Origin of the sequence: Martinezella rhizogenes, assembly GCF_027460065.1 — a bacterium.
GTDB lineage: Bacteria > Pseudomonadota > Alphaproteobacteria > Rhizobiales > Rhizobiaceae > Agrobacterium > Agrobacterium rhizogenes_C.
The window spans coordinates 70,440-89,258 of the sequence record NZ_JAPYZZ010000010.1; the positions used below are offsets into that span (position 1 = coordinate 70,440).

Annotated in this window: 12 protein-coding genes; 4 read left to right on the forward strand and 8 right to left on the reverse strand. The window is 59.4% G+C overall.

The genetic code is table 11. The annotated features are described in order from the left end of the window. Position 1: 1 nt before the first annotated feature. The 3 genes from O8B93_RS16575 to O8B93_RS16585 all read left to right on the forward strand — a co-directional run bounded on the left by O8B93_RS16575 (position 2) and on the right by O8B93_RS16585 (position 4,783). The gene (locus tag O8B93_RS16575) at positions 2-844 is read left to right on the forward strand and encodes a class I fructose-bisphosphate aldolase (RefSeq protein WP_269711105.1); all 843 of its coding nucleotides are present in this window, start codon (positions 2-4) and stop codon (positions 842-844) included. Further along, a complete protein-coding gene (locus O8B93_RS16580) occupies positions 837-2,336 on the forward strand; it encodes an FGGY-family carbohydrate kinase (protein ID WP_269711017.1) in 1,500 nt (499 codons plus the stop codon). Before O8B93_RS16575 ends, O8B93_RS16580 begins: the two co-directional genes overlap by 8 nt. Positions 2,337-2,578: 242 nt before the next feature. Further along, positions 2,579-4,783, forward strand: coding sequence for a methyl-accepting chemotaxis protein (locus O8B93_RS16585; protein WP_269711018.1), 2,205 nt, complete (start codon positions 2,579-2,581; stop codon positions 4,781-4,783). Between the two features lie 146 nt (positions 4,784-4,929). Here the strand turns inward: O8B93_RS16585 and O8B93_RS16590 are convergent, their stop codons facing one another. Beyond that, positions 4,930-5,910, reverse strand: a complete 981-nt coding sequence (locus O8B93_RS16590; RefSeq protein WP_269711019.1) for a bifunctional helix-turn-helix transcriptional regulator/GNAT family N-acetyltransferase — start codon at positions 5,908-5,910, stop codon at positions 4,930-4,932. A gap of 195 nt (positions 5,911-6,105) precedes the next feature. On the opposite strand from O8B93_RS16590, the gene O8B93_RS16595 reads away from it, so the two are divergent. After that, positions 6,106-6,450 (forward strand): hypothetical protein, encoded by a 345-nt coding sequence (locus tag O8B93_RS16595; RefSeq protein ID WP_269711020.1) that lies wholly within the window; start codon positions 6,106-6,108, stop codon positions 6,448-6,450. Between the two features lie 30 nt (positions 6,451-6,480). On the opposite strand, the gene O8B93_RS16600 is transcribed toward O8B93_RS16595, so the two are convergent. The 7 genes from O8B93_RS16600 to O8B93_RS16630 all read right to left on the reverse strand — a co-directional run bounded on the left by O8B93_RS16600 (position 6,481) and on the right by O8B93_RS16630 (position 18,602). Further along, a complete protein-coding gene (locus O8B93_RS16600) occupies positions 6,481-7,626 on the reverse strand; it encodes an alpha-hydroxy acid oxidase (RefSeq protein ID WP_269711021.1) in 1,146 nt (381 codons plus the stop codon). 107 nt (positions 7,627-7,733) lie between these two features. Next, positions 7,734-8,747 carry a 2-hydroxyacid dehydrogenase gene (locus O8B93_RS16605; protein ID WP_269711022.1) on the reverse strand — a complete coding sequence of 338 codons (1,014 nt, stop codon included), beginning with the start codon at positions 8,745-8,747 and terminating at the stop codon, positions 7,734-7,736. A 60-nt stretch (positions 8,748-8,807) separates the two neighbouring features. Next, complete coding sequence (locus O8B93_RS16610) at positions 8,808-10,430, reverse strand: ABC-F family ATP-binding cassette domain-containing protein (protein WP_269711023.1); 1,623 nt, start codon at positions 10,428-10,430, stop codon at positions 8,808-8,810. Positions 10,431-10,578: 148 nt separating this feature from the next. After that, positions 10,579-11,817 (reverse strand): vWA domain-containing protein, encoded by a 1,239-nt coding sequence (locus O8B93_RS16615; protein ID WP_269711024.1) that lies wholly within the window; start codon positions 11,815-11,817, stop codon positions 10,579-10,581. 168 nt (positions 11,818-11,985) lie between these two features. Further along, a complete protein-coding gene (locus tag O8B93_RS16620; RefSeq protein WP_269711025.1) occupies positions 11,986-12,864 on the reverse strand; it encodes a transglutaminase family protein in 879 nt (292 codons plus the stop codon). Positions 12,865-12,868: 4 nt separating this feature from the next. Next, entirely contained in the window at positions 12,869-15,274 is a 2,406-nt protein-coding gene (locus tag O8B93_RS16625; protein ID WP_269711026.1) for a circularly permuted type 2 ATP-grasp protein, read from the reverse strand. Position 15,275: 1 nt separating this feature from the next. Next, positions 15,276-18,602, reverse strand: coding sequence for a transglutaminase family protein (locus tag O8B93_RS16630; RefSeq protein ID WP_269711027.1), 3,327 nt, complete (start codon positions 18,600-18,602; stop codon positions 15,276-15,278). Positions 18,603-18,819: the final 217 nt, after the last annotated feature.

Below are 18,819 nucleotides of genomic sequence, written 5' to 3' on the forward strand. Positions count from 1 at the left end.
GATGCGGATTTCGAAAAAGGCGCGCATGAACCGGCTATTCCGCAATGGCGGTTGCCTTGATGTGGCCATTGATCACGGGGTTTGCAACGAACCGAGTTTTCTTGTCGGGCTGGAGGATATGGCGCAGACGGTCGAGAAGCTGGTGGAGGCACGTCCGGATGCGATCCAGATGGTCTACGGGCAGGCGGATCTGCTGCAGCAAAGACCGGAGCGCGACAAGCCGGCCCTCGTCATGCGCATTGATATGGGCAATCCCTATAATTCCACCCGCCACAGAACCATGTGGTCGCAGCTTCAGAATTATCATGATCCGATCATCGGCGCGCTGGAAATGGATGCGGCCTGCGTGGTCGTGAACCTGTTCATGCTGCCCGACGAGCCGGAACTGTTTCGCCAATGCGTCGAGAATATCAGCCGTGTGCGGGCCGATTGCCATCGTTTCGGCATGCCGTTGATGATCGAACCGCTGGTGATGCTGCCCAACGACGTACGCGGTGGTTATCAGGTGGATGGCGACGCCGAGAAGATCGTCACGCTGGTACGCCTTGCCTCGGAAATGGGAGCCGATATCATCAAGGCCGATCCCACCAGCAACCCGGAGGATTTCCACAGGGTGATCGAGGCGGCGCGCTGCCCGGTGCTGGTGCGGGGCGGAGGACGCGAGGACTTGCGCAATGTGCTGGCAAAATCGGCGGCCTTGATGGCACAGGGTGCAAACGGCATGGTCTATGGCCGCAACATCTATCAGCATGACAATCCCAAGGCCGTGGTGGCGGCCTTGATGGGCATCATCCATCAGGGTGCGAGCGGCGAAGAGGCATGGGATATCTATAATCGTGGCTGAGAAAAATCTTATATTGGGTCTTGATGTCGGCAACACGGTCATCAAGGCTGTGCTGTTTGACACGGCGGGCCGGCAAATCGCCCAGCACGCCATCGACGGGCATTCGACATACCCACAGCCCGGCTACGTCGAGCGCGATCTCGAGGAGTTGTGGCGCAACGGCTGTGAGGCGATCCGCCAGCTTCTGGTCAAATCGGCGGTCGATCCCCGCAGCATCGCGGGTGTTGGCTGCGCCGGCCATGGCAATGGTCTCTACCTTCTGGATAAAGAACAGCAACCGCTCCTTGGTATCCAGTCGCTGGACAGCCGCGCCGCCGATATGGCGACCGAGCTTGACCGGAAAAGCGGAGGCTTGTTACAGGCGCGCTGCCTGCAGCGGCCGTGGCCCGCGCAGACGCCCACCCTTCTCGCCTGGGTGAAACGGCACGCGCCCGATCTCTATGCACAGACCGGCACGGTGCTGTTCTGCAAGGACTTCGTCAATTTACGCCTGACCGGCTGCCTTGCCAATGATATTTCCGACCTCAGCGGTGCGGGGCTGCTTGCCCTGCCGGAAGCGCGGCTCGACCGCGAGCTTCTGTCACTCTACGGTCTCGAAGATGCCTTGGCGTTATTCCCCCGTCTCGTGGAATCGGCTGACATTGTCGGCCAGGTGACGCGGGAGGCTGCTGGCCTGACCGGGCTTTCGGAAGGCACGCCCGTCATCGGCGGTTTCTTCGATGTCGTTTCCAGTGCCATGGGTTCGGGCGTCATCAATGCGGGCGAAGCCTCCGTCATTGCCGGCACCTGGAGCATCAATCAGGTATTTGCAGACAAACCGGTCATCAGCCCCGATGTCTTCATGGTCACGACATTCGGCCGCGACCGCTATGTGAATATCGAATCCAGCGCCACCTCCGCCGCCAATCTGGAATGGTACGTGCATCGTGTCCGCGCCGACCATGGCGAGCTTGCCTTTGAGCGCTGCAACGAACTGGTCGGTTCCGTAACGCCGCGGGCAGACGATCCGTTCTTTCACCCGTTCATCTTTGGCTCACGGCTCGGAGCAGAGTTTCGTGGCGGGTTTTATGGTCTCGCCGGCTGGCATGGCGAAGGCCACATGGTGCGCGCCCTGTTCGAGGGCGTGTGTTTCGAGCACCGCCGTCACATCGGCGTCCTGCGAGAGGCGGGACTGCCGGTTGAAAGCGCGGTCATGTCCGGTGGCGGTTCCCGCAGCCAGCACTGGCCGCAGATCATGGCGGATGTGCTGGAGATTCCCCTTCGCGTCGCCGAGGCCCGGGAAACGGGAGCGCTCGGTGCGGCGATCGGCGCCGCCGTGGCGACGGGGCTGTACCCTGATTATGAGGAGGCCGTTGCTGCAATGACGCGGGTTCAGAACGCCTATCAGCCCGATACAGCGCAGGTCTCGCACTACAGACGGCGTTACGGTCTCTATCAGGAATTGACTGGACAGTTGCGGAACTTCTGGAGCGCTTTGCGGTTACCGCAATAATGCGTGTTGCGACAGGCCGGCATGGAGAGGAATATCTGTGCCGGCCGCGACCGTAACATTATGCATATACTTTTAATATTACTTTTCGATAAAGTATTAATTTCGTGGATTGCAACAAAATTCAAAATAGAAAGTAATTTTTAAACATAACTTTATAGTCTTTCCTTCCAGCCCGGTCGTCGACGGTTACGCGCACATCCGTAACTCTCGCTACCGTTGCAGCATAGTTTTGGGGGTGGGACATGCTTTTTAAATCGACAACGGGTCGGAATATTTTTGCGGTTGCCGCGTGCGGTGTCTTTGCTACGATCGCGGCCTCGGCCGTGCTGTTATATCGGTCCATCGAGGATACGAGGGCCAATAGTCTTGAGCGCATGCAGCAGATCGCCCATGCGGAAGCCCTGGCAACCGAAAAGAATATCGGCGGCACCATTCATATCGCCAACAGCCTCGCCTCGGTTCTGGAGGCGATGAAGCAGTCAGGCAACGCAGACCGGAGCCTGGCCGATCAGATTATTCAACACACGCTGGCCGGTAATCCCGACATACTCGGCCTCTGGACCGGGTGGGAGCCAAACGCCTTTGATGGCAAGGATGCGAATTTCGTCAATAGCCAGGGGCATGATACGACCGGCCGGTATGTTCCCTATTGGGTGCGAAGCGGCGGCAAGATAAGCAATACTGCTTTGGTTGATTATGCCACCGCAGGTCCGGGCGATTACTACCAGCTGCCCTTCACCCTGAAGAAAACGGTCGTCATCGAACCTTACTTATATGCGATCGACGGTAAGGAAGTTCTTATCACCTCTGTGGCCAAGCCCGTCATGGTCGATGGTAAGCCTGTGGGTGTTGCCGGCCTCGATCTCTCGCTTGAGGAAACAAGCAAGGCGCTTTCGACGGTGCGGCCCATGGGAACGGGTTTCGTCAGTCTGGTCAGCGGTGGCGGCAAGATCATCAGCCATCCGGATACGGCGATCATGGGGAAAAGCCTCGCGGATGGCGGGGTGCAGACCGCCGGCTGGGACAAGCTCATTGCGAAACCCGGTGTAGAGCAGGAAATGACGGCGCAGGATGGAACGGCTTCCTTCGCCGTCGCGCTGCCCGTCACGCTCACGCCTGACATGAAATGGTACGCGATCGTCTCGGTGCCGGAAGAAACGGTATTTGCCCAGCTTCACGCGTTGACGCGGGATGCCGCCTTGACGATCGCAACGGCCGCCGTGCTGCTTGCGCTTGCAGGGTGGTTCATTGCGCGGCGGTTCGTCGGACGCATCGCCAATATCATCGATGAGACAGCCCAGATCGCCCAGGGAAATCTTCAGCTGACACTGAAGGACATCGAGACCAGAGATGAAATCGGCGACCTTGCCCGTTCGCTCGACGTTCTGCGCGAGAACAATCGACAGAAGGCCTCACTGGAGCAGGAAGCGGAGGCCAATCGCGCCCTTGGCGAAGAAGAGCGTGTGGCCCGCGAGCGCAAGGCTGCCGATGAAGCAGGCGACATCCGTTTTGCCGTGGACAGCCTGGCTTATGCTTTGGCGAAGCTTGCTGACGGCGATGTGTCGTGTCGTATCGGTGATGCTTTTGTCGAACAGCTCGACGGGGTGCGTAACGATTTTAATGGCTCGGCCGGCAAATTGCAGAACGCGCTTCTGCGCGTATCGGAAAACGCCTCCGGCATCGATGCCGGCGCCCATGAAATCAAGGCGGCGTCCGATGATCTGGCACGGCGAACGGAACAGCAGGCGGCAGCCGTTGAAGAAACCGCTGCTGCCCTTGAGGAGATCACGATCACGGTAAAAGACGCCGCGAACCGGGCACATGAGGCGGGTCGGCTTGTTTCCCGCACGCGTGTCGGTGCCGAACGTTCGGGCGAGGTCGTGCGTCAGGCCGTGATGGCGATGGAGCGGATAGAGAAATCGTCAAACGAGATTTCCAGCATCATCGGCGTGATCGACGAGATCGCCTTCCAGACGAATTTGCTGGCGCTCAATGCCGGGGTGGAAGCGGCGCGTGCCGGCGAGGCGGGCAAGGGGTTTGCCGTGGTAGCGCAGGAGGTGCGCGAACTTGCGCAACGCTCCGCCGCTGCGGCAAAGGAGATCAAATCGCTGATCACCAAGTCGAACCAGCAGGTTGAAGAGGGCGTGCATCTTGTCGGCGATACCGGCAAGGCGCTCGATGTCATCGTCGCGGAAGTGCAGGAGATCAACCAGCATGTCGCCGCGATCGTGGAATCCGCGCAGGAACAGTCGTCTGGGCTCCAGCAGATCAACGTTGCCGTCAACCAGATGGATCAGGACACCCAGAAAAACGCTGCGATGGTCGAGGAGATGACGGCCGCCAGCCATACGCTGGCAACGGAAGTCGATGCATTGAACCGGCTGCTTGGCCAGTTCGAACTCGGTCAGCGAACGAGCGCAAGCCTGGGTTCGCGCAGGGCGGCTTGATCGGGCAACGGCCCGGGCATGAGTGACGGCGGATGCATATCAGCGCTTGCGGGAGAAATCTTCGAGAGTACCTGATATGCTGTACGCCGCCCGGCTTGCACCGAGCCAGTCACCGGTCCATTTGGACAGCTATCACCTCTGGAAGATCATTCCGGGCGCGGCCGGATAAAGCGCTGTTCCAGAACCTCGCTTCCCCATTGGCTGCCCGGATATTCCTCGGTGCATGTGAAACCATGGGTTTCATAAAGATGCCGCGCGGCCAAAAGGCCGTTGAATGTCCAGAGGTGGGTTTCGGCAAAGCCCGCCTGGTCGGCGAAGGCTAGGGCGGTTGCGAGTAGCCTGCGTCCGACACCGCCGCCACGTATACCGTCATCGACGATGAACCAGCGCAGATGCGCAATATCAGCTCCAAGGTCTTCACCGTCGATGGCGACAGAACCGATGATTTCCTGTCCGCGCATGGCGACCCAGATTGCATTTCTCGGGTTTTGAAGCCGGTTGCAGAAAGCGGCGAGGCCTTCGGCCACGACGGATTCGAAACGCTGACCGAAGCCGGATGTCCGGGCATAATAAAGCGCATGCATCTGGGTGATACGGGCAATGATACCAGGCCTGTATCCCTGTTTGATGTCGATGGCGGGAGCCGGCGTGCCGGTCTTTGCTCCCAGCGCGCCGGCATAAAGACGAAGCCCTTCGAGAATGGTGTGAGCATCGCTCGACGTCAGTTGCGCCAGAGCCCCCGACACCTGACGGTTCGCGAAGCCATTGATGGCACTGACCTTCTCTCGGCCCTGTCCCGTGAGACGCAGCCGCTTGATGCGGTTATCCACATCGTCCGTTTGTTCGACAATGTCGCCCGAAAGGATGAGTTTGCGCAACATGCGGCTGACGCTCGATTTCTCAAGCCGCAATAGCTTTCCAAGATCCTTTGCCGTGATGCCGGCGCATGCCTCGATCTCGATCAGTGCATGCACCGACGAGGGTGGCAAATCGGTGCCGGCAAAATCACCCCCCATGAAACCAAGCTCGCGAACAAGCTGGCGTGAGGTGGAGCGGATGTCGTTTATGGCGGGAAATTGCTCGGGCACGTTCGATCCATTATGGTTGCATCTTGCAACTATAATCATATTACGCCCGGCTTGCCAAGATTGCGGTCGGCGTAAAAAGCTGGCTTTCTGCGTAAAAGCGGGCAATCTGCCGCTCAAGACACTGACAATGGCGGCGAGGCCATCCTTGTCGGTAAGGTGGACACTCTCCGAGGTGGTGCCGTGGAACTCTCCCGCGGTGTTCGCGAGCGTTTATTATCCGGCTATGGAGAAGGCATGCCTGATACGCCTCGATTTTTCCGCTACGCGGTTTTGGCAGCCATGTTTCCCATCGCGGTTCTGGGCCTGGTAGGAACACCGAATGAATATCGCGCCATCGGTATTGATGCGGTCGATTGCGACGGGCCGATATCCGTTCTGATTGCCGCCGTGCCGGCGTTCGTCGCCTATGCGATCATCGGCTGGATGTTCATTTCCGGGGCCAAGCGTCACCGCTCGCTTGTCGCGGGCGTTTTCTGCGGACTTGTCTGCCTGGCACTCGCCTGGAATATCGGCATGGCGCTTCGGGAGAATCAAAGGAACGCGGCGGAGACGGTGTGTGGTTCCAGCTATCGATTATGACCGAACGCCGCCTTTTGCCATTCCGTGTGCTTAGCGGAAGCGCAGATTTCGCCGCGTGAGCTGATCGATGGTGGTGCAGCCCATCAGTTTCATGCCGCGCTCGATTTCGATGCGCATCGTTTCCAGTGCACGTTCCACACCCGGCTGCCCGGCGGCGGCAAGCGGGAAAAGATAATAGCGACCAAGGCCCACGGCTTTTGCGCCGAGGGATAGCGCCTTCAGAACGTGGGTACCGCGCTGCACGCCGCCATCCATCATCACGTCGATCCGGTCGCCGACCGCATCGACAATTTCGGCCAGCTGGTCGAAGGCGCTGCGGGAGCCATCGAGCTGACGGCCGCCGTGATTGGAAAGCACGATGCCGCTGCAGCCAATCTCGACCGCGCGGCGGGCGTCGTCCACGGACATGATCCCCTTCAGGCAGAAAGGCCCACCCCATTCGCGTACCATCTGCGCCACATCGTCCCAATTCATCGAAGGGTCGAGCATTTCGGTGAAATAACGGCTGATGGAAAGGGCGCCGCCGTCCATTTTGATATGGTCGTCGAGTTGTGGCAGGCTGAAGCGCTCATGCGTCAGGTAATTGATGCCCCAGGCGGGCTTCATGGCAAATTGCGCGATGCCGGAAAGATTGAGCTTGAAGGGAATGGCAAAGCCGGTGCGCTTGTCACGTTCGCGGTTCCCGCCGGTGATGCTGTCCACCGTCAGCATCATGGTCTCGACGCCGGCGCTTTTCGCCCGGGCCATCATATCGCGGTTGAGGCCGCGATCTTTGTGGAAATAGAATTGATAGACCTGCGGGCCGCCGCTGATCCGGCGTGCTTCCTCGAGGCTGGTGGTGCCAAGTGAGGAGACGCCGAACATGGTGCCGAATTTTCCCGCGGCAGCCGCGACCGCCTTCTCGCCCTGATGGTGAAAGAGACGTTGCAGCGCGGTGGGGGAGCAATAGACCGGCATCGCCAGCTTCTGCCCCATGACCGTGACCGACATATCCACATCGGCCACACCCTGCAGCACATCGGGAACGAGATCGCAATTTTCGAAGGCGGCCGTGTTTCGACGATAGGTCACCTCGTCATCGGCAGCACCGTCTATGTAATTGAAGATCGGTCCGGGAAGGCGCTGTTTGGCCATGCGGCGGAAATCGTGGAAATTATAGCAGTCTTTGAGTTGCATCTGTCGCTCGGCCGGTCCGGTTTGAAAGCTCGAAAAAGATGGATTGAAACCTATACCGCGGATTGGGGCCGGGCAATTCTATCACCGGCGATTTTTACCGTTCTCAGCTACGAAACTGCGCCGGCAAGCTGTTCCGTGGAGACGGCGTGCAGGGCTTTGCCAGTATCGATAAAACTCTCGATATTGCCGATCGTCGTGTCCGCAATGTTCTTCAGCGCCTCCTGCGTGAAGAAACCCTGATGGCCGGTGACAAGAACATTGGGGAAAGTCAGCAGTCGCGCGAAGACATCGTCGCGCAGCACGTCATTGGAAAGATCTTCGAAAAAGAGGTCGGCTTCCTCTTCATAGACATCGATGCCGAGAGAGCCGATCGTGCCGTCTTTAAGGCCCGTAATCGCGGCCTGGGTATCGATGATGGCGCCGCGGCTGGTATTGATGAGCATCACGCCCTTTTTCAAAAGCGGCAATGTCTCCCAGCGGATGAGGTGCCGGGTCTCCGGTGTCAGCGGGCACATCAGCGCGACAATATCCGATGTTCGAAACAGCTCCTCCCGCGTCACATAGGTAATGCCCAGCGCCTCGCAATCGGGATTGGGACGAAGATCGTGACCGATGAGATGGCAGCCGAAGCCGGCCGCTATGCGTACGAAAATCGCGCCGATCTTGCCCGTACCGACGATGCCCACCGTCTTACCATGCAGATCGAAGCCGAGCAGGCCATCGAGAGCGAAGTTTCCTTCGCGGACGCGGTTATAGGCCCGGTGAATCTTGCGGTTGAGCGACAGGATGAGCGCCATTGTATGTTCTGCGACCGCATAGGGTGAATAGGCCGGCACGCGGGCTATGGTGAGACCAAGTTTTTCGGCAGTGGCGAGATCGACCTGATTGAACCCGGCGCAGCGAAGAGCAACGAGCTTCACGCCCATCCCAGCCAGTTTCTCGAGCACTGGCCGCGACAGATCGTCATTAACAAAGGCGCAGATCGCCATCGCTCCATCCGCCAAAGCGACCGTTTCCAGTGACAGGCGGGCTTCGCAATATTGCAGGCGCATGCCCGGCCTGGCGGCCTCGTCGAGAAACTGCCTGTCATAGGGTTTGACGCTATAGACCACGATCCGCATCTTTCTCTCCAGTTTCGAAACGAAAGCTGCCGTTACAGGGCGATGTGTCCGGCAGGCATCTTAGCTGCGAAGGCCCGGCGCTTCCTGTCCGGTGCTTTCGACATATTCGGTATATCCGCCACCATATTGATGGATACCGTCAGGCGTCAGTTCCAGCACCCGGTTCGAGAGCGCGGCCAGGAAATGGCGATCGTGCGAAACGAACAACATCGTGCCTTCATATTCCGACAGGGCCTTGATCAGCATTTCCTTGGTATCGAGATCGAGATGGTTCGTCGGCTCGTCCAGAACGAGGAAATTGGGCGGATCGAACAGCATGGCCGCCATGACGAGGCGGGCTTTTTCACCACCGGAAAGAACACGGCAGCGTTTTTCCACGTCGTCGCCGGAGAAACCGAAACAGCCGGAAAGGGCGCGCAGCGGCGCCTGGCCCGCCTTCGGAAAACGCTCCTCCAGCCATTCCAGAATGGTACTGTCACCATCAAGAACATCCATGGCGTGCTGGGCGAAATAACCGAGCTTGACGCTTGCGCCGAGGGTAACATTACCGGAATCAGGCGCAGTCGTGCCGGTCACCAGTTTCAGTAAGGTCGATTTTCCGGCGCCATTGACGCCCATGATGCACCAGCGTTCCTTGCGGCGCACCATGAAGTCCAGTTCGCCATAGATGGTGCGGCTGCCATAGGCCTTGTTGACCTTCTTTAGCGCCACGACATCCTCGCCCGAGCGAGGAGCGGGCGCGAATTCGAAGGCCACCGTCTGGCGCCGTTTGGGCGGCTCGACGCGATCGATCTTTTCAAGTTTCTTGACGCGGCTCTGCACCTGCGAGGCATGCGAGGCACGCGCCTTGAAGCGTTCGATGAACTTGATTTCCTTGGCGAGCATGGCCTGCTGGCGCTCGAACTGCGCCTGCTGCTGCTTTTCGTTCTGTGCCCGCTGCTGTTCGTAAAAGCCGTAATCGCCGGAATAGGTCGTGAGGTTGCCGGCATCGATCTCGATGATCTTGGTGACGATACGGTTCATGAATTCGCGGTCATGCGAGGTCATGAGCAGCGCGCCGTCATAGTTCTTCAGGAAGTCTTCGAGCCAGATCAGGCTTTCAAGATCGAGATGGTTCGACGGTTCGTCGAGCAGCATCACATCCGGGCGCATCAAGAGAATGCGGGCAAGCGCCACGCGCATTTTCCAGCCGCCGGACAGTTTCGAAACATCGCCGTCCATCATTTCCTGGCTGAAGCTCAGCCCATCAAGCACTTCGCGGGCGCGGCCTTCCAGGGCGTAGCCATCAAGCTCCTCGTACCGCGCCTGCACTTCGCCGTAACGTTCGATGATGGCGTCCATCTCGTCCATCCGGTCCGGATCGGACATGGCGGCTTCCAGCTCCCGCAGTTCTGCCGCCACTTCGCTGACCGGGCCTGCCCCTTCCATAACCTCGGCGACGGCAGAGCGGCCGGACATTTCGCCGACATCCTGATCGAAATAACCGACCGTCATGCCTTTTTCGACGACGACCTGTCCCTCATCGGGCTGTTCCTCGCCGGTCATCATCCGGAACAGCGTAGTCTTGCCAGAACCGTTCGGCCCGACAAGGCCGATCTTCTCGCCACGATTGAGCGCGGCGGAGGCTTCGATGTAAAGAATGCGGTGACTGTTCGACTTGCTGATATTTTCGATACGGATCATGACAGGGCCTGTGAATGGGAGCGGCCCTCCTATGCCACGGGCCGCCGCCGCTGTCACCTGCCGTGCTTGTCCTGCCAGCCATGCAGGGAGGACAAGCTCCGCTCCGAAGCCACACACTCCGGAGAAAGGACGGTTTCGGCGTTTGCCGTCAATTGGTGAGCGTGGCTATGCTGCCGGCGGCCTTGCGGGCAATTTCACCAAAGGCGGTCACGATCTGCTCCATATTCTCGGGCGCGTAATAATTATCGGCGCTGGAAGCGCAATATTGCAGCAGCGACTTGCCCTTGTCCGGCGCCATGAAGGCGACGCTGAAAATCTTGATGCCGTCTTTCTTTGCAGTCTCGCAGGTGGTGCGCACGGACTGGTCGATGCTGGAATTCCACGCGGCGCTATTTCCCGTCATTTCACCGTCGGTCATGAGGACGATATAGCGCTCGAAGGATTCACTGCCTTTGTCTTTGTGGTATTTCGCTTCGTCGGGATTGGATTTTTTAAGGGCATTATAGGCGGCGGTGAGGCTGCTGCGAGCATCCGTGCCGCCGGATGGAAAGTCCGGGATCTGTTTGTCGACATAGCTGGCAACGCCGCTCGTACCCCAGCCGATGGACTGAGCCGCATAGGTCTCGTGCGTATAGACCGAGGCACCCGTGCGAACGAGTTCTGAACCGCCGTTTGCGGTATAGGTCGGATCAGCCTTGTTCAACGTTGCGACGAGGAACCCGACGGCGGTCTTGAGCGATGCGGCCTTGTTGACATAGCAGGGTGATGTCTTGGCCAGGTTGGGATACTTGCTCCAATTATCCGACGTATAGTTCTGGCACGAGGTCTTGGTCGGATCGACCGTATCCGTCTTGAAGGACATCGATCCCGAGCGGTCGAGCGCGAGATACATGGATATAGGTGCGCCCTTGTTGATGGTGCTTTTTGCGGTGCCGGTTACCGAAAGGTCGAGTGTTTTTGCCCCGATAAAACCGAGCATCGGATTCAACTGTATCTGGTGTTTGATCGTGGTTTCAACGGCGTAGGTCTTGCCGCGTGCATTTTCCGTGGCCGTGACTCGGGTTGGAGAATTCTTCTCCAGTTCGATTTTCTCTTCCGCGGTCAGATTCTTTTCCATCTGGGCCGCAATGAAGTTCTTGGCAATTTCCTTGATCTGTTCGTCGCTGAGCTTGCCCTCTCTCAGACGCGCTTCGGTGGCGGCCGCGAGTGCTGCAGAATCCGCAGTATTCTGCATATCCGCTTTTACCTGCATGACATTCGCAAGCTCCATGCCGGCACCGGCGACACCCAGCAACACCGGCAGCAATATGGCCGTCATCATGCCGAAATTACCGCTGGTATCGGCAAGGAAACGGCGTTTGGGTTTGTGAGGTGCGGACACGGTCATTGGAGGCTCACCGATTAGAATATTCTACTGAGCGCAGGAAACCCGCAAACGATGTAAAATCCGCTAACGCGATCGGTTCAATTTTACACAGCGTTCAAATTGACGCAGTTTTCGAAGTATTTTCAAGAATTGTTTTGTGCGGGGGTCGCAATAATACACATCGTGTCATTATTGGACGGGAACGACGTCGACGGCCTGTTTTATCTGCTGGTTGCCGTAACTCTTCAAGACGCCGATGACAGGGGCGACATCGGAATAGTCCCTGCCATAACCGACGACAATATGGTCGCTTCCGGCCACGATGTCATTGGTAGGATCGAGCTCCAGATAGCCGGTTGCCTCGCCGCACCAGATGCGGACCCAGGCATGCATGGCATCAGCACCTTCCAGCCGCTCCTTGCCCGGTGGGGGAATGGTGCGCAGGAAGCCGCTGACATAACCGGCGGGAATGCCGAGGCTCCGCAGCGCCATGATCATGATATGCGAAAAATCCTGGCACACGCCGCGCTTCAGCTTGAAGGCTTCCGACGGTGTCGTATCCACTGTCGTCGCCTCGCCATCATAGGTGAAATCCCCATGGATGCGTTTGCACGTCGCCAGTGCGATTTCGCGAATGGTCATTCCCGGCTTCAGCAAGTCCCGGGCATAGGCCGAAATTACCGCGTCCGTACCTATTCTGGGGCTGGTGCCAATGAAATGGTGTGGTGATTGAAAATCGAGCGACCAGACTTCGGCTAGTTCCTGCGGCAGGCGCGAAAGCTCGGGCGAAAAATCGGCCGTCAGCGCCGGCGCTTCCACCATCACGCGGGCCTGCATGCGGATATCAAGCTTTTCATGTGGGGCGCGCAGATGCACCGAGGTGGCTGACTGGTGAAAGAAATCCTCGAAAGCGACACGTTCTTCCGGCACGGGTGAAACATCGATGGAACCAGCAACAAGCCGCTGCCGGCCGGGGATGGAGAGCGGTAGAACACGGATGATGTGGCGCGCGCCGTGGGCCGGCGTGTCGTAGGTGTAACCCATATGCAGAGAAAGATCGTAAAGCATAGGGTTATCCGAGATAGGTTCGGGCGAGAACATCGGAGAGATGTTCCATGTCGGTTTCCAGCTGGCGATAGATCGCGCCGTTCATGTTTTCCGGTGTCATCACGGCGAGCCCGGAATGCAGACGCATCGTCTCGCGATAGAAGGGAGACATCTGGCCGTTGACGAAGGCATTCGGAAGCTGCTCCACCTCGGTGCGGATTTCGTTCAGCTGGAACAGGATCGAACGGGGATTGAGCGGATCGAGCGCCAGAAGATCGGTCACGGTCAGACCCGCCGTATTGACGTTGTAGCGGCGGCGATGGGTCATGACACTGTCGCCGATTTCAAGCAGCATGTCATAGGATCCGTCAGGCGCTTCCGGCCCGGTCATATGGCCGAGAAGCCGCGTCATATGCAGGCCGCGTTCGAGATAACGACCGATCGACAGGAAACGCCAGCCGGTGAAGCGATACATGTTCTCATGGACGAGGCCGGCAAAGCCCGCGAGCTTGCGCAAGAGGATCGTCATGGCATGGGTGGCGTCATCACCCGGCGCCACCTTGGCGTGGAAACGGCGGGCGGTCTTGGCAAGATCGTTCAGGGCGAGCCATCCGTCAGGCGAGAAGCGGTCGCGAATGTTGCTGGCGGAATAGAGCGCGCTGTTGATGTTGTTGAGCAGGCTTTCCGGCACGGCATCGTTCATCTCCACATCGAGCGCTTCGAGATAACGCGTCACATGGGCGAGCAGCGGCTGGCGCGGATCGGCGGATTCCGCATAACGTCCGTGCCAGGCGCGCAGGATGCGCAATGCGCCTTCTGACCGTTCGATATAACGCCCGAGCCAGAAGAGATTGTCCGCCGCGCGGCTCGGTAGGCTACCCGGCATGTTGCGGGTAAAGCTCTCTTCCGCCGGCAGAAGCGTGGTGCGTTCCACGGGCTTGTCGCTGACGATCCAGACATCCGCCGCGCTGCCGCCCGATTGCATGGCGATGGCGGAGACATCGTCACCGCTGCCGATGCGGGCAAAGCCGCCCGGCATGATCTGCCAGCCATCCTGGGTACGGGCGGCAAAGACACGCAGGCTCATCGGACGCGGCACGAGCTTGTTGTCGATATAGGCCGGGGTGGTTGAAAGCTTCACGACTTCCTGGCCCACCAGCCTGTGGCCGTCGGAGGCAAGCCAGTCGCTGATCGATTCCTTTGCCGTCTCGCGCAGCGAGGAGCCGAGCACGGATTGGCCGTTATCGTCAAAGAAAGGCAGCCGCGAATAGGCCGGGCCGATGACCATGCCTTCAATATTTCCGGCAACGTGGCGGCGTTCGGATTCCTGTCCGCACCACCAGGTGGCGATCGACGGCAGCTTCAGTTCTTCACCAAGAAGGTAGCGGCAGATGCGTGGCATGAAGGCGAGCAGCGCCCGCGTTTCGAGAATGCCGCTACCGAGTGCGTTGACGATGGTGAGCGCCTCATTGCGCAGCGCCTGCACCATGCCGGGTGTACCGATATGGGAGTGCTGGTTGAGTTCCAGCGGATCGGAATAGGAGGCGTCGAGACGCCGCCACAGCACGCCGATCGGTTTCAGCCCGGCGACGGTTCTGACCATGACGCGACCGTTGACGACGGTCAGATCCTCGCCTTCCAACAGCATGAAACCGAGATAACGGGCGATATAGGCGTGTTCGAAATAGGTCTCGTTAGCGGGACCGGGCGTCAGCACGGCGATCCGGTCGTCGGGATGTTTCCGGTGCGCCTGCAGCGCGTCGCGGAAAGCACCGAAAAAAGAGGCCAGACGATGGACATGGGTTTCTGCGTAGATATCGGACAGCGCGCGGGTGGTCGCCACCCGGTTTTCAAGCGCGAAACCCGCGCCGGACGGTGCCTGCGTGCGGTCGGCCAGCACCCACCAGTTGCCGTCGGGTCCGCGGCCGATTTCAAACGAACAGAAATGCAGATAATGCCCACTTGCCGGTTTCACGCCGACCATTGGCCGCAGATATTCCGGATTGGAGGCAATGAGCGCCGGCGGCACGTAACCTTCCTTCACCAGCCGGTTCTCGCCGTAAAAATCGGCGACCATGGCTTCGAGAAGATTGGCGCGCTGTTTCAGCCCTTCGGAAAGAACCGTCCATTCCCGGTCGTCGATCAGGACAGGAATATGGGAGATCGGCCAGTTTCTTTCACTGCTGCCCTTGCCGTAGTCGCGGTAAAACACGCCAGCATCGCGCAGATAACGGTCGGTGCGGGCAAAACGCTCGTGCAGTTCCCGCTCCGACATGCGTGACAGGGCGTCGAGCAGGGTCTTCCAGACCGGCCTCACCTTGCCGTTGGTATCCAGCATTTCGTCGGCAATGCCCGGCAGCGGGGAATATTCGAGCCCGCGCGGTTGCGCGCTCGTTTCCGTCTTGCGATCCGTTGCCGGGGCTTTGGACAATTTACACTCCGTAAGGCCGGCGCAGATCGAGCGTCAGCGGAAATTCTGGCGACACGGTTTCCGCGTGAAGCGGATATTGCCCTGCCCTGTGCCCCCATGGTTCGAAACGGGCGAGGCGGCGTGCCTCGGCCTCATTGCCGTTGACGGGAAACGTCTCGTAATTGCGCCCGCCCGGATGAGCAACATGGTAGATGCATCCGCCGATCGATCGCCTCGACCATGTATCATAAATGTCAAAGGTCAAGGGTGAATTGACGGGCAGGACGGGATGCAGGCCGGAAGCGGGCTGCCAGGCCTTGAAGCGCACGCCGGCGACCGCGATACTGCGGTTTTCCGTCGGCGTCAGCGGTACGGCACGGCCGTTGCAGGCGACGGTGTAACGGGCCGGATTGGAGGTTTCCAGCCGTACCTGCAGACGCTCGACGGAAGAATCGACATAACGCACGGTGCCGCCGATGGCGCCCTGCTCGCCCATCACATGCCAGGGCTCCAGCGCCTGGCGCAGTTCCAGCTTCGCGCCCTCATATTCCACCTCGCCGAAGAAGGGGAAACGGAATTCCTGCTGGGCGGTGAACCATTCCGGTTTCACGTCGAAGCCATTTTCCCTGAGGTCGGCAAGCACATCCAGGAAATCCGCCCAGATAAAATGCGGCAGCATGAAACGGTCCGCGAGCGCGGTTCCCCAGCGCACGAATTTGCCGGCGGCCGGCTTTTTCCAGAAGCGGGCGATAAGCGCGCGCACCAGCAATTGCTGGGCAAGCGACATGCGGGCATTCGGCGGCATTTCGAAACCGCGGAATTCCACCAGACCGAGGCGACCGGTCGGCCCGTCAGGCGAAAACAGCTTGTCGATGCAGATCTCGGCACGGTGCGTATTGCCCGTCACATCCGTCAGCAGATTGCGGAACAGCCGGTCGACCAGCCATGGCAGAGGCGGAGCGCCGTCACCGGGGGCGGGCACCTGCGCCAGTGCGATTTCTAGCTCGTAGAGACTGTCGTGGCGGGCTTCGTCGATGCGCGGCGCCTGACTTGTCGGGCCGATGAACAGGCCGGAGAAAAGATAGGAGAGCGACGGATGCCGCTGCCAGTGCAGCACAAGGCTTTTCAGAAGATCGGGCCGGCGCAGGAAGGGACTGTAATTGGGGCTCGCCCCACCCACCACCACATGGTTGCCGCCGCCGGTGCCGGTATGGCGGCCGTCGATCATAAATTTGTCGGCGCCAAGACGCGACTGGCGCGCCTCCTCATAGACTGCCGTGGTGATATCGACGCAATCCTTCCAACTCGCGGCGGGGTGGATGTTGACTTCGATGACGCCGGGATCGGGAGCGACGCGGATGACGTTAATGCGCTCATCATGCGGTGGCGCATAACCTTCGATATGGACGGGCAGTCCAAGCTCGGTGGCAGCCGCTTCGGCCGCTGCGATCAATTCGAGATAGTCTTCAATGCGTTCCACCGGCGGCATGAAGACGCAGAGCCGGCCATCGCGTGGCTCGACGGAGAGTGCGGTACGCACCGCGCCGCCGATTTCGCCGAGCGTCTGCTCGATGCGCTCCTGCGCGGAGCCCTCGCTCGCTTGGAAGGAGGCTTCGGGCATGGCGCGGCCCGATGGCTTGAAGACATCCGGAAGCGGACCCCTTGGGATTGATGGGTCTGCCTCGTGAATATAGGGATAGGCCGATGGCGGTACATAGGGCAGGGTGCCGAGCGGCAGGCGATAACCGACCGGGCTGTCACCCGGTACGAGAAAAATCTTGCCCCGCCGCGTCTTCCATTTCTCGCTGATCCAGCGTTTGTCGGCAGCGCGCGCATTCCAGGCCTGTACCGGCAGGATGTAGCCGGTGGGCGTCGTCAAACCGCGTTCGAAGACGCGGGCGATGCGGTTACGCTCTTCCGGGTCCTTTAGTCTGGAATTGGACGGATCGACATTATCAGGCAGGCTGCCTTCCTTGATGATCCACTCGGCCGGGTCCTCATAGGCCGGCAGCACCAAATCCGGCTCAATGCCGAGCTGGGTGGCGATACCGCCCAGGAGCTTCTGCGCATCCTCGGCCTTGACGCCGGTACTTGCACCTTCCTCCGCAATCAGCGCGGGGTTCTGCCAGATCGGCAGGCCGTCCTTCCGCCAGTAGAGCGAAAAGGTCCAGCGCGGCAGGCTTTCACCCGGATACCATTTGCCCTGTCCGTAATGCAGAAAACCGCCGGGAGCGAAGCGTTCGCGCAGGCGACGGATCAATGTATCCGCCTTTTCGCGTTTCGTCGGCCCGACCGCGCCGGTGTTCCATTCATCGGATTCGAAATCGTCGATGGAAACGAAAGTCGGTTCGCCGCCCATGGTCAGGCGGACGTCCTGGGCGTTCAGAACTCCGTCGACCGCTTCACCGAGCGCGTTGAGGTCCTCCCAGCTTTCATCCGAAAAGGGTTTGGTGATGCGCGGTGTCTCGGCAACACGCCGGACCTGCATGTCAAAGGCGAATTCCGTATTGGCATGGCCGAAATAACCGCCGGAAATCGGTGCGGCATTGCGATAATGCGGCGTTGCCGCCAGCGGAATATGGCTTTCTCCGGTTAGGAGCCCGGAGGTTGGGTCAAGACCGATCCAGCCGGCGCCGGGCATGTAAAACTCGGCCCAGGCGTGCAGATCGGTAAAATCCACCTCGGTGCCGGATGGGCCATCGAGCGCCTTGAGGTCGGGGGTCAGCTGAATGAGGTATCCCGACACGAAACGGGCGGCAAGGCCGAGATGCCGCAGCACCTGCACCAGCAGCCAGCTGGTGTCGCGGCAGGAGCCCTTGCCGGAAGCGAGCGTCTCCTCTGGCGTCTGGACACCCGGCTCCATGCGGATGACGTAACCGATTTCCTGCTGCAGACGAGCGTTGAGGCCAACGACCATATCCACCGTCGGCTGCTCCGGGGTCCGGTCGACGGTGGATATGAAGGCGGCGAGCAGAGGGCCGGTCGGCTCCGGTTTCATGTAGATGGAGAGATCATCGCGCAATTCCTGCGGATAATCGAAGGGCCATTTCGTCGCCTCTTCCTCCACGAAGAAGTCGAATGGATTGTAAACCGTCATATCGGCGACAAGATCGACCTCGATCTTAAACTCCGTTGCCGGCTCGGGAAAAACGAAGCGGGCGAGGTAATTGCCGTAGGGATCCTGCTGAAGGTTCACGAAGTGATTGGAGGGTGAAACCTTGAGCGAATGGCTGATGACGTGGGTTCTGGAGTGCGAGGCGGGCTTTAATCTGATGATTTGTGGTCCAAGGCGAACCGGATTGTCATATTTATAATGCGTCAGATGATAGATGCTCGCTTTGATCGCCATTAATCTGCCTTGCCCGGTTTTTCCGGTTTATGCGGTTGTCCGCCCCTCTGAAATTATCGGGATTTTGTGCAATGCAGGAAAAGAAAGCAAGGATCATTTCCGGGTGTAATGCATTGTTGGTTGAGGCCGCGATGTCTGCCGCAGGAAGAATGGTCCGGCCTTTTCACTCATCGCTGCCGAGATTTCGCCGGGATTGTGGACAAGGTCGAACGGCGTG